Origin of the sequence: Brevibacterium sp. SIMBA_078 (genome assembly GCF_046534565.1) — a bacterium.
In the GTDB taxonomy this organism is placed as follows: domain Bacteria; phylum Actinomycetota; class Actinomycetes; order Actinomycetales; family Brevibacteriaceae; genus Brevibacterium.
This window is the reverse complement of the sequence record NZ_JAWRYQ010000005.1, coordinates 87700-103245: the sequence shown is the minus strand read 5'-3', so window position 1 is coordinate 103245 and position 15546 is coordinate 87700. Positions and strand designations below refer to the sequence as shown.

Genomic DNA, 15546 nt, shown 5'->3' with positions numbered 1-15546 from the left:
AGAAGGGGAAATATGACACAGCGAACAGTGCTGGACGCCCCCGATATCTCGCGGGCGATCACCCGCATCGCGCACGAGATCATCGAATCCAACAAGGGCGGCGACGACCTCGTCCTCTTGGGCATTCCGCGCCGCGGAGTCCCGCTCGCCCACCGACTCGCCGAGGCGATCGCCTCCATCTCCGGTCGGCCCGAGGCCGCAGGCGAACTCGCCGGCAGCCTCGACATCACGATGTACCGTGACGATCTGCGCGGCGGCTCATACCGGGCACCCGAACCCACCACCATTCCGAGTGCGGGAATCGATGCGAAGACCGTTGTCCTCGTCGACGATGTGCTCTTCTCCGGACGCACCATCCGCGCCGCCCTCGACGCCCTCGCCGATGTCGGTCGGCCCGCCAAGGTCCGCCTCGCCGTCCTCGTCGACCGCGGCCACCGGGACCTGCCGATCCGTGCCGACCATGTCGGCAAGAACCTGCCGACCTCGAGCAGCGAACGCGTCAACGTCTCCCTGACCGAAATCGACGGTGACGACTCCGTCAGCATCTCGGGAGGCCGCGAATGAAGCATCTGCTCGACACCGCATCGCTGAGCCGGGACGACGCCATCGGCATCCTCGACATCGCCGAGGAGATGACTCTCGTCTCCGAACGCGAGGTCAAGAAGCTGCCCGTGCTGCGCGGACGCACAGTCGTCAACCTGTTCTTCGAGGATTCCACACGCACCCGACTGTCCTTCGAAGCCGCAGCCAAACGCCTTTCGGCCGATGTGCTCAACTTCTCCGCCAAGGGCTCCTCCGTTTCGAAGGGCGAGAGCCTCCAGGACACGATCCAGACGATCTCGGCGATGGGCGCCGATGCCATCGTCGTCCGCCACTCCGGGGCAGGCACCGCCCACCGCCTCGCCCATACCGGGTGGATCGACGTCCCCGTCGTCAACGCCGGCGACGGCACTCACGAACACCCCACCCAGGCGCTCCTCGACGCGTTCACTCTGCGTCGGGCACTCGCCGGAGTCCCCGCCTCGGGGCCGGTGAAAGGGGGACCGCGCGGTCAGGGACTCGACGGAGCGAAGGTCGCCATCGTCGGAGACATCCTGCACTCCCGAGTGGCACGGTCGAACGTCCACCTGCTCGCCCGCCTCGGCGCGGACGTCCACCTCATCGCTCCGCCCACGCTGCTGCCCTGGGGAGTGGAGAGCTGGCCGGTGACCGTCCACTACGACTTCGATTCGGCGCTGAGCGGCGAGGATTTCGCGGCCGTGATGATGCTGCGGGTCCAGCACGAGCGGATGCACGAATCCTTCTTCCCCAACGAACGCGAATACGCCCGCCTGTGGGGTCTGAGCGCGGCCCGTCTGGCCAAACTGCCGGAGACGAGCTTCATCATGCACCCAGGGCCCATGAACCGCGGCTTCGAAATCTCCGCTGCCGCAGCGGACTCACCCCGCGCCCTCGTCCTCGACCAAGTCGAGAACGGAGTGAGCGTGCGCATGGCGGTCCTCTACCGTCTGCTGACCGGTCAGGAGGAGACCAATGACTGATTACCTCATCCGCGGTGCCGATGTGCTCGGACGCGGAGCCGCCGATATCGCGATCCAGGACGGTCGCATCGTCGATCCCGAGCTGCTGAGCTCAAGCGACTATGAGACCGTCGACGCCGCAGGACTCGTGGCCCTGCCGGGACTCGTCGACATGCACACTCATCTGCGTGAGCCGGGCAAGGAAGACGCCGAGACCGTGCTCACCGGATCACGTTCAGCCGCCTCGGGCGGGTTCACCTGCGTCCACGCCATGGCGAACACCGCGCCCGCAGCCGACACCGCCGGAGTCGTCGAACAGGTTCACCGCCTCGGCCGCTCCGCCGGTTTCACCGAAGTCGTACCCGTCGGCGCCGTGACCACCGGGCTCGAGGGCAAGCAGCTCGCCGAGCTGGGAGCCATGGCGCGCTCCGGAGCCCGCGTGAGGATGTTCTCCGACGACGGAATCTGCGTCTCCGATCCGCTGCTCATGCGCCGCGCCCTCGAATACGTCAAGACCTTCGACGGCATCATCGCCCAGCATGCACAGGAGCCGCGCCTGACCGAAGGCGCACAGATGAATGAGGGAACGGTCTCGGCCGAACTCGGACTGCCCGGCTGGCCCGCCGTGGCCGAGGAGTCGATCATCGCCCGCGATGTGCTCCTGGCCGAACACGTCGGATCCCGGCTGCACATCTGCCACGTCTCCACGGCCGGCAGCGTCGACCTCATCCGCTGGGCCAAGGCCCGGGGGATCGCCGTGACCGCCGAGGTGACACCGCACCATCTCATGCTCACCGACGAACTCGTGCGCACGTTCGACCCCGTCTACAAGGTCAACCCGCCGCTGCGCACCGACCGCGATGTGCAGGCGCTGCGTGAAGCGCTGGCAGACGGCACGATCGACGTCGTCGGCACCGACCACGCCCCGCACACGGCCGAACACAAATGCAGCGAATGGACCGCAGCGGCCATGGGCATGGTCGGCATGGAATCCGCCCTGTCGATCGTCGTCGCCGCCATGGCCGACCACGACTTCGACTTCGGCGATGTGGCCCGCGTGATGTCCTCGGCTCCGGCTCGGATCACCGGGGCCTCCGGGCACGGCAGCCTCGAGATCGGGGCGAGTGCGAACATCGTCCTCGTCGACCCGGCCGCACCGCACCGCATCGAACCCGCCGACCACGCCACGAAGGGACGCAACAACCCCTTCGCCGGCGTCGAAGTCACGGCGCGGGTCACCGACACCTTCTTCTACGGCCACCGGGTCTTGGCCGCAGGGGCACTCACCACACCCCACCCGGCAGGAGCAACATGGACACAACAGTAGGCACACTCATCGTCGCCGCCGTCATCCTCCTCGTGATCGTCGCGATCGCCTGGGGATGGAGCCGACGCAAACAGGCCCAGTCAGAGGTCGTCACCCCGCCGAAGCCCCATATGGGAATCAAGGCAGTGGGCGATCCCGTCGAAGGCTCCTATGTGTCGACGACGAAGGCCGGCCATCCGCTCGAACGCGTCGCCGTCCACGGTCTGGGCATCCGCACCACCGGGGAACTCGTCGTCACCGACGGGGGAGTGATCATGGACCTGGCCGGACGCGAGGACTTCCTCATCCCGCGCCGCGACATCGTCTCCGTGGACACCACGAACGGGATGATCGGGAAATTCGTCGAACGCGGAGGCATCATCCGCATCACCTGGCACCTGGGCGACACCCTCGTCGACACGGGCTTCCGCGCCCGCTACGCCGCATCCACCACTCCCACCGTCGACCGCATCCGCGAAATGATCGAAGAGGCACAATGAGCTTTTCCACCACCCCCGCCGTCCTCGTCCTCGAAGACGGCCGGACCTTCCACGGATCCGCCTACGGACACATCGGCGAAACCACCGGTGAGGCCGTGTTCGTCACCGCCATGTCCGGCTACCAGGAGACGCTGACAGATCCGTCCTATCACCGACAGATCATCATTCAGGCCGCTCCGCACATCGGTAACACCGGAGTCAACCGCAACGATGACGAATCCGCCCAGATCTGGGCCGCCGGCTACGTCGTCCGCGATGCCTCCCGCATCTCGTCGAACTGGCGCTCCGAAGGCGACCTGGCCGACTGGCTGACCGAGTCCGGGATCGTCGGCATCTCCGACGTCGACACCCGAGCCCTGACCCGCCACCTGCGCGACAAGGGAGCCATGCGTGTGGGCATCTTCTCCGGACCCGCCGCCGAGGCGCCCGAATCCGAACTCCTCGCCCGTGTCCAGGCGTCCCCGCAGATGGCCGGAGCCAACCTCGTCGACGAAGTCTCGATCACCGAACCCACCCTCATCCCCGCCCGCGGGGAGAAGCGCTTCAGCGTCGCCGCCGTCGACCTCGGCATCAAATCGATGACCCCCGAACGACTGAGCGAACGCGGAATCGACGTGCACCTGCTGCCGTCGACGATCAGCTTCGAAGAGATCCGGGCCCTGGGCGTCGACGGAGTCTTCTTCTCCAACGGCCCCGGCGACCCCGCGACCGCAGACGACCAGGTCGAACTGCTGCGCGCCGTGCTCGACGCCGGAATCCCGTTCTTCGGCATCTGCTTCGGCAACCAGCTGCTCGGTCGGGCCCTGGGCTTCGGCACTTATAAGCTGCCCTTCGGCCACCGTGGAATCAACGTGCCCGTAATGGACCGGACCACGGAGAAGGTCGAGATCACCTCGCAGAACCACGGCTTCGCCGTCGACGCTCCGCTGACAGGGGAGACCACCGCTCCGCACAAGGCCGACTACGGCCGGGTGACCGTCTCCCACGTGTGCCTCAACGACGACGTCGTGGAGGGACTCGCCTGCCTCGACATCCCCGCCTTCTCCGTCCAATTCCACCCCGAGGCTGCGGCCGGCCCGCACGATTCGAGCTACCTGTTCGATCGCTTCGTCGACCTCATGTCCGTTTCCCAGGCCGATTCGGCTGCCCAGGCCTAAGGAGAACACCCCATGCCACTGAGACACGACCTCACATCCGTCCTCGTCATCGGCTCCGGCCCCATCGTCATCGGCCAGGCCTGCGAATTCGACTATTCGGGCACTCAGGCGTGCCGCGTGCTGCGCTCTGAGGGCCTGCGCGTCATCCTCATCAATTCGAACCCGGCGACGATCATGACAGACCCGGACATCGCCGACGCCACCTACGTCGAGCCCATCGATCCGGACGTCATCGAGACGATCATCGAGAAGGAACGCCCCGACGCGCTCCTGCCCACCCTAGGCGGACAGACCGCACTCAACGCGGCCATCGCCCTCCACGACGCCGGAGTGCTCGAGAAGTACGGCGTCGAACTCATCGGTGCCGACGTCGACGCCATCCAGCGCGGCGAGGACCGTCAGAAGTTCAAAGACATCGCAGAGGCCTGCGGTGCCGAAGTGGCCAGATCCGCCATCTGCCACACCCTCGACGAAGCCCTGGCCGCCGCCGAGGAGCTCAACTACCCGGTCGTCGTCCGCCCCTCGTTCACCATGGGCGGCCTCGGCTCGGGCATGGCCTATGACGAAGCCGATCTGCGCCGCATCGCCGGCGCCGGCCTGTCCGATTCCATCACCCACGAGGTGCTGCTCGAGGAATCGATCCTCGGGTGGAAGGAATACGAACTCGAGCTCATGCGCGACAACAAGGACAATGTCGTGGTCGTGTGCTCGATCGAGAACGTCGACCCGGTCGGCGTGCACACCGGCGACTCGATCACAGTGGCGCCGGCACTGACGCTGACCGACCGGGAATACCAATCGATGCGCGATATCGGCATCGCCATCATCCGTGCCGTCGGCGTGGACACCGGCGGCTGCAACATCCAGTTCGCCGTCGATCCCAGGACCGGCCGCATCATCACCATCGAGATGAACCCACGCGTCTCCCGGTCCTCGGCGCTGGCGTCGAAGGCCACCGGCTTCCCGATCGCCAAGATGGCCGCGAAGCTCGCCGTCGGCTACTCGCTCGACGAGATCCCCAACGACATCACGAAGGTCACCCCGGCCAGCTTCGAACCGACCCTGGACTATGTGGTCGTGAAGATCCCGCGCTTCACCTTCGAGAAGTTCCCGGCCGCGGATCCGACCCTGACGACGACGATGAAATCCGTCGGTGAGGTGATGGCCCTCGGCCGCAACTTCACCACCGCGCTGCAGAAGGCGATGCGCTCACTCGAGCAGAAGCACTCCGCGTTCAGCTGGGCCGACCTGCCCGACGTCTCCGACGACGACGTCCGCGAATCTGTGCTCGAAGCGATCTCGCACGCCACTGCCGACCGCATCCACTCGGTCCAGCGCGGACTCGCCGCCGGGCTGAGCGCGGCCGAGGTCTTCGACGCCTGCGAGATCGACCCCTGGTACCTCGACCAGATCCAGCTCATCAACGAGGTGGCCGCCTATGTCCGCGACGCCGACGAACTCGACGAGCAGGTCCTGCGGGTCGCGAAGAACCACGGTTTCTCCGACGAGCAGATCGGAGGACTGCGCAGCCTCGACACGAGCGTCGTCACCGGCATCCGCCACGCACTGCGCGTGCGCCCGGTGTTCAAGACGGTCGACACCTGCGCGGGAGAATTCGAAGCGAAGACTCCCTACCACTACTCGAGCTACGACTCCGAGACCGAGGTCATGCCGCGCGAGCGCCCGGCCGTGATCATCCTCGGCTCGGGCCCGAACCGCATCGGCCAGGGCATCGAGTTCGACTACTCGTGCGTGCACGCGACCATGGCGATCGGGTCCGCCGACTACGAGACGATCATGGTCAACTGCAATCCGGAGACCGTGTCGACCGACTACGACACCGCCGATCGTCTGTACTTCGAACCCCTGACGTTCGAAGACGTCATGGAGGTCTACCACGCCGAACTCGCCGCCGGCGAGGTCCTCGGCGTCGTGTGCACTCTCGGCGGACAGACACCGCTGGGTCTGGCCGACAAGCTCAAGGCCGCGGGTGTGCCGGTGCTCGGCACCCAGCCCGAGGCCATCGACCTGGCCGAGGACCGCGGTGAGTTCGGAGCCGTGCTGGAGAGGGCCGGACTCACCGCGCCCAAGCACGGCACCGCGGTGACCGCCGCGGAGGCCGCAGCGATCGCGGAGAACATCGGCTACCCGGTGCTCGTGCGGCCCTCCTACGTCCTCGGCGGACGCGGAATGCAGATCGTCTACGATCGCACGCAGCTGCTCGACTACATGGCCAGCGCCACGGAGATCTCGACCGATCGTCCGGTCCTCGTTGACCGGTTCCTCGAAGACGCCATCGAGATCGACGTCGACGCCCTCTACGACGGCAACGAGGTCTACATCGGCGGAATCATGGAGCACATCGAGGAAGCCGGAATCCACTCCGGTGACTCCGCCTGCGTACTGCCCTCGCTGACTCTGGGTGAGGACGTGCTCGAGCGCGTCCGCCAGGGCACGAAGGCCATCGCCGAAGGTGTGGGCGTGCGCGGACTGCTCAACATCCAGTTCGCCATCGCCGCGGATGTTCTCCACGTCATCGAAGCCAACCCGCGGGCTTCGCGGACCGTGCCCTTCGTCTCGAAGGCGACCTCGACCCAGCTGGCCAAGGCCGCGGCGCTCATCGCCGTGGGCCGCACGATCGAGGATCTGCGCGGTGACCTTCTGGCCGCAGAGGGCGACGGTTCGACCCTGCCGCTCGACCATCCGATCGCCGTCAAGGAGGCGGTCCTGCCGTTCCGACGGTTCACCACCGTCGAAGGCAAGATCGTCGACTCGATCCTCGGTCCCGAGATGCGCTCGACCGGTGAGGTCATGGGCATCGACCACAACTTCCCGACCGCCTTCGCGAAGGGACTGCTCGGGGCATCCGTGAAGCTGCCGACCTCGGGCACCGTCTTCGTGTCGGTAGCCGATCGGGACAAGCGTGCCATGGTGCTGCCGGTCAAGGAGCTCGTCGACATGGGCTTCGACGTCGTCGCGACCACCGGCACTGCGGCCGTGCTCTCCCGCTACGGGATCAAGACCACCCAGGTGCACAAGCACTTCGAGGCCGATGCCGAAGACCGCACGGTCATCGACTACCTCACCGCGGGCACCATTGACATGGTCATCAACGTGCCGTCGGGTCGGCAGGAACGCGCCGACGGCTATGAGATCCGAGCCGCGGCGACCGCGAACTCCGTGCCGCTGATCACCACGCTGGCCGAATTCGCCGCCGCCGTGACCTCCCTCGAGGTCATCCGCGACTCGAAGTTCGATGTGCGCAGCCTGCAGGACTGGAGCGCCTGATGTTCGGCACCCGACTGGCAGCCGCCATGGACGAGCACGGACCGTTGTGTGTGGGCATCGACCCGCACGAGCATCTCCTCGCCTCCTGGGGGCTGCCTGCCAGCGCCGCAGGCGTCCGGGAGTTCGCCCTCCGCACGGTCTCCGAGCTCAAGGGCTCGGTGGCCGCCGTCAAACCGCAGTCCGCGTTCTTCGAACAGTACGGCTCCGCCGGAGTCGCTGCTCTCGAAGACACGCTGGCCGCGTCCCGGGACGCCGGACTGCTCTCCGTCCTCGATATCAAACGCGGTGACATCGGGTCGACCATGGGTGCCTACGCGAAGGCCTATCTCGATCCCGCCTCGGCGCTGGCCGCGGACTCGATCACGGTCTCGCCCTACCTCGGATTCGGCGCCCTGGAACCGGCCTTCGAACTCGCTGCCGCTCACGGCAAGGGCGTGTTCGTCCTGGCACTGACTTCGAACCCGGAAGGGGCAGAGGTCCAGCATGCCGAGAGAGACCGCGAATCCGTGGCCGGATCGATCGTGTCCCGAGTGCGGCAGCGCAATGCTCAGGCACTGGGGTCACCCGGCGAGCTCGGTCCCTTCGGACTCGTCGTCGGCGCGACCATCGGCACCGCCGCGCGCGATCTGGGATTCGATCCCCGTGACTGCGGGGGACCGATCCTCGCCCCGGGCGTCGGCGCACAGGGCGCGGGCCTGACCGAGCTGCGTGCCGTCTTCGGCGACCGGGCGCTGAAATCGGGACAGGTGCTCGCCACCGCCTCCCGGGCGGTGCTCGGCGCCGGACCCGACGGTCTGGCCGAAACCGCCGCCGCTCTCAATCGTGCGCTGACGATCACCGACTGAACACCGGCGTTCGGATCGCGGGGCGGTCCGAACACCGGATTCGGTGCTCCGTCGACGGGCGGATTCCGGCTCGCCACACCACAAATTTCTGCTCATATCGCCTCTCGGCAGGGATTTTGTCTTAGACTGAGACAACTTCCCTACCTGCCCGTTCATGGTGACAGAGGAGACAAAGTGGCACTCGAACCGTTGACCCCGCAACAGCGTTCCGCTGCGTTGGACAAAGCGTTCAAGGCACGTCAGGCACGAGCCGAAGTGAAGTCGGCGCTGAAGACCGGCGATACCGATCTCGCGGCCGTGCTCAAGAAGGCAGCAGACGACGAAGCACTGGCGAAGATGCGTGTGCTCGATCTGCTCAGAGCTCTGCCCGGAGTCGGCGACCGGCGCGCCGAAGCCGCCATGGAAGAGGTCGGCATCGCCACCTCCCGTCGGATCAAAGGTCTGGGCGTCCACCAGAAGTCCGCCCTGTTGGAGAAATATTCCTGAGTGTGACAACCTCAGATCTGTGAATAATCGACTCACCGTTCTCGCGGGTCCGACCGCCGTCGGAAAAGGCACCATCAGCACCTATATTCGGCAGAACCATCCCGAGGTCTGGTTCTCCGTTTCGGCCACGACCCGCCCCAGGCGACCCGGTGAGATCGATGGTGTCCATTATCACTTCCTCACCGACGACGCCTTCGACACCCTCATCGCCGAGGATCGGCTGCTCGAATACGCCGTCGTCCACGGACGCCACCGCTACGGCACGCCTTCGGCTCCGGTGGAGGAGAAGCTCGACCAGGGGATTCCCGCGCTGCTGGAGATCGATCTGCAGGGAGCCCGCCAGGTCAAAGAGAAGATGCCCGATGCCCGCTTCGTCTTCCTCGCCCCGCCCAGCTGGGAGGAACTCGTCTCCCGACTGACCGGTCGAGGCACCGAAACGGAGGAGGAGCAGGAGCGACGACTGGCCACCGCGAAACGCGAATTGGCCGCCGAATCGGAGTTCGATGTGACCATTGTGAACGACCACGTTCGCACTGCGGCCGAAGAACTCCTATCATTGATGGGTATATCCACTTCCGATTAGATGGGAATCTCCTTGCCCGCACAGCCTGAAGGCATCACCAACCCTCCGATCGACGATCTGCTCAACGTCACCGGTTCGAAGTACGAACTGGTCTCGATCGCGGCAAAGCGCGCCCGTCAGATCAACTCGTACTACGCCCAGCTGCAGGAGGGACTGCTCGAGAACGTCGGTCCGCTCGTCACTCCGGGCACCAACGAGAAGCCTCTGTCGATCGCTCTGCGTGAGGTCAACGAGTCGAAGATCGTCGCCCGCGAGGTCTCCGAAGCCGACTTCATCCAGGCCGCACCCGAGGCCGAAGCCACCGCTCCTGTGAGCAACGACGGCGCGATCGACTTCAGCGACCAGTGAGAATCGTACTCGGCGTCGCCGGTGGGATCGCCGCCTACAAAGCGGCACACATCATCCGGCGACTCCGGGAGCTCGACCACAGCGTCAAGGTCGTTCCGACGGCCAACGCACTGAAATTCATCGGTGCCCCCACTCTTGAGGCCCTGTCCGGCCAGACCGTGACCACCGATGTCTTCGACGAGATCGACACCGTCAATCATGTGCGCATCGGACAGGAAGCCGAACTCGTCATCATCGCCCCGGCGACCGCCGATCTGATCGCGAAGATCGCAGCCGGGCGAGCCGATGACCTGCTCACCGCCTCCGTGCTCACCACCACCGCCGAGGTGGTCGTGGCCCCGGCCATGCACACCGAGATGTGGCTCAACCCCGCCACAGTCGCCAACATCGCGACCCTGCGCTCCCGCGGCGTCCATGTCCTCGACCCTGCTGTCGGACGCCTCACCGGCCCCGATTCCGGTCCCGGACGTCTGCCCGAACCCGAAGAGATCGTCGACTTCGCGCTCTCGATCAAGGACGGCACAGCCGGCGGCTCGGCAGACGCACCCGCTGACCCCAGCGGTGGTCTGTCCGGTCGCCGCATCGTCATCAGCGCCGGCGGCACCAGGGAAGCACTCGACCCCGTGCGCTTCCTCGGCAACCGCTCCTCGGGCAAGCAGGGCATTGCGCTGGCCAAGGCCGCGCATGCCGCGGGCGCAGCAGTCGAGCTCGTCGCCGCGAACATCGACACCGGACTGCTGACGGGACTGCCTGCGGGCGTCACGATCACTTCGGTCGAATCCACTCTGGAGCTGCAGTCGGCGATGCATGGCGCCCAGACGCGCGCAGATGCCATCATCATGGCCGCCGCCGTCGCAGACTACCGACCGGCCGAGACGACGGACTCGAAGATGAAGAAGTCCGGAGACGACGGTCTGACTCTGCGTCTCGTGCAGAACCCGGACATCCTCCGCGGACTCGTCGACGAGCGCAGCCGGCAGACCAGACTGCGCCATCAGATCATCGTCGGATTCGCCGCCGAGACCGGGGACGCCGCCACCGCCGCCCTCGACTACGCTCGAGCCAAGTTCCAGCGCAAAGGCGTCGACCTGCTCGTATTCAACGACGTCTCTGACGACCGCGCCTTCGGCCACGATGACACCATGGTCCAGATCATCTCCTCCGACCGCGGCGAGATCGTCGTCGGCGAGGAATTCCACGGGTCGAAGGACCATGTTTCACAAAAGGTCATTGCGGCCGTCTCCGACCAATTCACCCACGTAGAATCGACAACGTGACACACACAAATCTGCGTTTCTTCTCATCCGAGTCCGTCACCGAGGGACATCCCGACAAGATCTGCGACCAGATCAGCGATGCGGTGCTCGACGACCTGCTCCGGCAGGACCCCAACGCCAAAGTGGCCGTGGAGACCATGGTCACCACCGGCCTCGTCCATGTCGCCGGTGAGGTGAATACGGCCGCCTACGCCGACGTGGCCGGAATCGTGCGCAGCCTCATCACGGGCATCGGCTACGACTCCTCGGACACCGGCTTCGACGGTCACTCCTGCGGAGTCTCCGTGTCCATCGGCAGCCAGTCCACGGACATCCACTCCGGCGTGACGAATCCGCTGGACTTCCGCGAAGCCGTCGAATCCTCAGACCACGGCACCAGCCTCGGCGCCGGAGATCAGGGACTCATGTTCGGCTATGCCGACAACTCCACCGATGTGCTCATGCCGCTGCCCATCCACCTGGCCTCCCGGATGGCCGAACAGCTCTCCGAGGTGCGCAAGTCCGGTCGACTCGACTACCTGCGTCCCGATGGCAAGACGCAGCTGACGTTGGGCTACGACGGCGACGAGGCAGTCTCGATCGAGAATGTCGTCGTCTCCACCCAGCATTCGGCGGACACCAGCCAGTCCCAGCTGCACACGGAGATCAAGGAACTCGTCATCGATCCGGTGATCGCCGACTCCGGTCTCGACACCTCGGGAGCGAACATCCACATCAACCCGGCCGGTCCCTTCGTCACGGGCGGACCGATGGGCGATGCCGGTCTGACCGGTCGGAAGATCATCGTCGACACCTACGGCGGGTTCTCCCGCCACGGCGGCGGTGCGTTTTCCGGCAAGGACCCGTCGAAGGTCGACCGTTCGGCGGCCTACGCGATGCGCTGGGTGGCGAAGAACGTCGTCGCCGCCGGTCTCGCGGAACGCGCCGAGGTGCAGGTGTCCTATGCGATCGGCCGAGTCGATCCGATGGGGCTCTACGTCGAGACCTTCGGAACGGAGAAGGCGGACCCGGCAGCCATCTCGGCCGCCATCCGAGAGGTCTTCGACCTCCGCCCCGCGATGATCATCCAGGAACTCGACCTGCTGCGCCCGATCTACTCGCAGACCTCGACCTACGGCCACTTCGGCCGTGAACTGCCCGATTTCACCTGGGAGGTCACGGACCGCGCCGAGGACCTGCTGCGCGCCGTGTCCTCCAACTAGTCTGCCGTCGGCGTGGACGAACCCCTCCCGATCGACACCGGCACCTCGGCCGAGGGCCAGGTTCCCCTGGCCCCGACCGAACCGGTCGCCCGAGTGCTCATCGACCATCCCGTCCCGCACTTGGCGCGGACGTTCGACTATGCGGTGCCGGAGAAGCTCGCCGAGGCTGCCCTGCCCGGTGTGCGGGTGCGGGTGAAGTTCGCCGGGAAGCTGCGTGACGGCTATCTGCTCGAACGCGTCGAGACATCGGACCACGTCGGTCCTCTCGCGACGATCCAACGCATCAGCGGCCCCATTCAGGTGCTGAATGACGATCTGCTCGCCCTGAGCGAAGCCGTCGCCCGTCGCTACGGCGGCACCCTCGCCGATGTGCTGCGCCTGGCCATCCCACCGCGCCATGCCCGCGGCGAGAAAACCGTGCTCAAGGCGGAGAAGGCGGGAGACCCGGCCGCGCAGACCGATGCGGACGCCGCGGACCCAGTGACCTCGCTGAACGACGGGCCGGCGGATGATCCGCAGCTGCTGAACCGCCTCGGCGAATGGGTTCTTGCTGCGGGGGACCAGCCCACGGCCGACGATGCTTCGGCGTTGCCTCGGCGCAGGGCCGTGGCGTGCACACCCGGGCCGACGCCGGGGCTGAGCTGGATCCGTGCCGGACTCGATGCCGCACGGGCGAGTCTCGAGGCCGGCCGGTCCGTGCTCTGGCTCGTGCCCGATCATCGCGAACTCGCCGTGCTCCAGTCGACCCTCACCCGAGCGGGGATCGCGGAGGTCTCGGTGCTCAGCGCCGACCAGTCACCGGAGCTGCGGTGGCAGGCCTGGCTGCGCGGACTGCTCGGACACACGCGGATCACGATCGGCACGCGTGCGGCGGCTTTCGCCCCCGTCGCGGACCTCGGTCTCATCATCTGCACCGATGACGCGAACCTCAACTATCTCGATCAGCACGCCCCGTACCCGCACGCCCGGGAGGTCTGCCTGCTGCGGTCGACGATCGAGGACACCGAGCTGCTCTTCGTCTCCACCGACCGCAGCGCCGAAGTGCAGCGTCTCGTCGAGATCGGCTGGCTGGCCGACGTCACACCGGTCGGTCCGGCCAGGCGGCATGCCGCGCCGGTCGTCTTCGTCCCCGATGAGGACCGGGACCCCTTCGCCTGGCAGCGCATTCCCAGCCGCGCCTGGCAGATCATGCGCACGGCGCTGCGTCCGCGTCCCCGGGACGGCGGAGTGCCCGGTCCGGTGCTCGTGCAGGTGCCGCGCTCCGGCTACTATCCCGTCTTCGCCTGTGCCCGCTGCCAGGAAGTCGCCCGCTGCCCGCAATGTCAGGCGACGCTGACCACTCAGTCCGAGGTCGGTCCCTTCGCCTGCCGGTCCTGCGGCTACCACTCGGAGGCGTTCAGCTGCCTGCGCTGCCGTTCGAACCGTGTGCGATCGATCGTGCGCGGCCGGGCCCGCACCGTCGAAGAGTTCGCCCGGGCGCTGCCCGACATCGAGATCGTCGAATCCGGAGGCGACCACATCTCCACTGCCCTCGACGAGACCCCGCGGCTCGTGGTCGCCACCACGGGAGCCGAACCCTATGTGCTCGGCGGCTATGCCGCGGCGATCCTTCTGGATTCGCTGTGGCCGGGACCCTGGATGCGCTCGATCGACGAAAGTGTGGCACGTCGACTGCGTGCCGCCTCACTCGTGCGCTCTCGCGATGACGGAGGAGCCGTCTACCTCAGAGACGAGGACGAACTCATCCGGCAGACCCTGACCGCCTTCGACCCCACGACATTCATGTCACGCCAGCTGAGCGACCGGAAGGCCCTCGGGTTCCCGCCCTACCGACGGATCCTCGAACTCACGGGAGCGGGCGCCGACATCGACGAGGTGCTGGAACAGATCGGCGAGGTCGAGGAACTCCTGCGCGAAGACGCCGAGGACGGCCAGCGCAGCGTGAGCGCCTACCCGTTCTCCGCCGGAGACCGTGTCGGGACGAGAGCGGCCGAGATCATCGCCTCCCGGTCCGCCAAGAAGCAACGACAGGTGCGCGTGCGCATCGATGATCCCCGGTCGCTGTGACGGCGCGGCGAACCAGTAGACTTCCCCACGTGGATATCGTCTTCGCCGGCACCCCTGATGTCGCAGTTCCCGCCCTCGAGGCCTTGGCCGAATCGAGCCACCGCATCCGTGCGGTGCTCACCCGACCCGATGCGCCCGTCGGAAGGAAGAGAGTCCTCACCCCGTCACCGGTGAAGACTCGCGCTCTCGAACTCGGACTGCCCGTCATCGAAGCCGGTCGTCTGCGCGGCGAGGTCATCTCCCAGCTGCAGGCACTCGATGTCGACGCCGTCGCCGTCGTCGCCTTCGGCGCCATCGCGGGACCCGCCGCACTGGCCACCGCCCGACTCGGCTGGTTCAACCTCCACTTCTCACTGCTGCCGGCCTATCGCGGAGCCGCCCCTGTCCAACGCGCACTCATCGACGGCGAGATCACCAGCGGAGTCAGCGTGTTCCGCATCGACGAAGGCATGGACACCGGCCCCGTGCTGCGCCGACTCGAACTGCCGCTCGATCATCCCGACGTCGGTTCTGCACTCGAGGAATATGCGCGCAGAGGCGCTCCCGAACTCGTCGCCGCCTTCGACGATCTGGCCGCCGGCACCGCTGTGGAGACTCCGCAGTCCGGTGAGTCCAGCCACGCGGAGAAGATCACCGTCAACGATGCCCACCTCGACCTGTCGGCACCCGCAGCCCAGGTCATCAACCGGGCCCGCGGAACCAGTCCCGCACCGGGGCCATGGGTGGAACTCGACGGCAAGAGGACGAAGCTCTTCGGGCTCATACCCGCACCCGAAGTGACGACCCCCGGCGCTGTCGGGCAACTGACCACCTGGCAGCATCAGCCGGTGCTGCGCTGCGGTGACGGCTGGGTCCGAGTTGAGCAGATCCAGCCCTTCGGCAAGGCCCGGATGGCCACTGCCGACTTCCTGCGCGGCCGCGGAGACGTGACCTTCGACCCCTATACCGAGAGGCAAGCATAAGAGCC

Annotated in this window: 14 protein-coding genes; all 14 read left to right on the top strand. The window is 66.6% G+C overall.

Features of this window, described 5'->3' with window-relative positions; translation table 11 throughout:
* Nucleotides 1-12 precede the first annotated feature (12 nt).
* The 14 genes from pyrR (at nt 13) to SB749_RS17455 (ending at nt 15541) form a co-directional block, all read left to right on the top strand.
* On the top strand, nt 13-564 hold the full coding sequence (gene pyrR / locus SB749_RS17520) for a bifunctional pyr operon transcriptional regulator/uracil phosphoribosyltransferase PyrR (protein WP_410711427.1): 552 nt from the start codon (nt 13-15) through the stop codon (nt 562-564).
* Entirely contained in the window at nt 561-1541 is a 981-nt protein-coding gene (locus SB749_RS17515) for an aspartate carbamoyltransferase catalytic subunit (protein WP_410711426.1), read from the top strand. Before pyrR ends, SB749_RS17515 begins: the two co-directional genes overlap by 4 nt.
* Entirely contained in the window at nt 1534-2847 is a 1314-nt protein-coding gene (locus SB749_RS17510) for a dihydroorotase (protein WP_410711425.1), read from the top strand. Before SB749_RS17515 ends, SB749_RS17510 begins: the two co-directional genes overlap by 8 nt.
* Nucleotides 2832-3326, top strand: coding sequence for a hypothetical protein (locus SB749_RS17505; protein ID WP_410711424.1), 495 nt, complete (start codon nt 2832-2834; stop codon nt 3324-3326). Before SB749_RS17510 ends, SB749_RS17505 begins: the two co-directional genes overlap by 16 nt.
* Nucleotides 3323-4483 (top strand): glutamine-hydrolyzing carbamoyl-phosphate synthase small subunit, encoded by a 1161-nt coding sequence (gene carA, locus SB749_RS17500; RefSeq protein WP_410711423.1) that lies wholly within the window; start codon nt 3323-3325, stop codon nt 4481-4483. The genes SB749_RS17505 and carA overlap by 4 nt, the downstream gene beginning before the upstream one ends.
* A 12-nt stretch (nt 4484-4495) precedes the next feature.
* A complete protein-coding gene (carB, locus tag SB749_RS17495) occupies nt 4496-7771 on the top strand; it encodes a carbamoyl-phosphate synthase large subunit (RefSeq protein WP_410711422.1) in 3276 nt (1091 codons plus the stop codon).
* Nucleotides 7771-8616 carry an orotidine-5'-phosphate decarboxylase gene (gene pyrF / locus SB749_RS17490; RefSeq protein WP_410711421.1) on the top strand — a complete coding sequence of 282 codons (846 nt, stop codon included), beginning with the start codon at nt 7771-7773 and terminating at the stop codon, nt 8614-8616. The genes carB and pyrF overlap by 1 nt, the downstream gene beginning before the upstream one ends.
* Before the next feature lie 174 nt (nt 8617-8790).
* Entirely contained in the window at nt 8791-9102 is a 312-nt protein-coding gene (gene mihF, locus SB749_RS17485; protein WP_025777825.1) for an integration host factor, actinobacterial type, read from the top strand.
* Nucleotides 9103-9121: 19 nt separating this feature from the next.
* A complete protein-coding gene (gene gmk / locus SB749_RS17480) occupies nt 9122-9685 on the top strand; it encodes a guanylate kinase (RefSeq protein ID WP_139908109.1) in 564 nt (187 codons plus the stop codon).
* A gap of 12 nt (nt 9686-9697) precedes the next feature.
* A complete protein-coding gene (rpoZ, locus tag SB749_RS17475) occupies nt 9698-10033 on the top strand; it encodes a DNA-directed RNA polymerase subunit omega (protein ID WP_228281215.1) in 336 nt (111 codons plus the stop codon).
* Nucleotides 10030-11310, top strand: coding sequence for a bifunctional phosphopantothenoylcysteine decarboxylase/phosphopantothenate--cysteine ligase CoaBC (coaBC, locus tag SB749_RS17470; protein ID WP_410711420.1), 1281 nt, complete (start codon nt 10030-10032; stop codon nt 11308-11310). Before rpoZ ends, coaBC begins: the two co-directional genes overlap by 4 nt.
* Nucleotides 11307-12512: a methionine adenosyltransferase gene (gene metK / locus SB749_RS17465; protein WP_410711419.1), complete on the top strand. Its 1206-nt coding sequence runs from the start codon at nt 11307-11309 to the stop codon at nt 12510-12512. Before coaBC ends, metK begins: the two co-directional genes overlap by 4 nt.
* Before the next feature lie 12 nt (nt 12513-12524).
* Complete coding sequence (locus tag SB749_RS17460; RefSeq protein ID WP_410711418.1) at nt 12525-14579, top strand: primosomal protein N'; 2055 nt, start codon at nt 12525-12527, stop codon at nt 14577-14579.
* A 29-nt stretch (nt 14580-14608) separates the two neighbouring features.
* Complete coding sequence (locus SB749_RS17455; RefSeq protein WP_410711417.1) at nt 14609-15541, top strand: methionyl-tRNA formyltransferase; 933 nt, start codon at nt 14609-14611, stop codon at nt 15539-15541.
* Nucleotides 15542-15546: the final 5 nt, after the last annotated feature.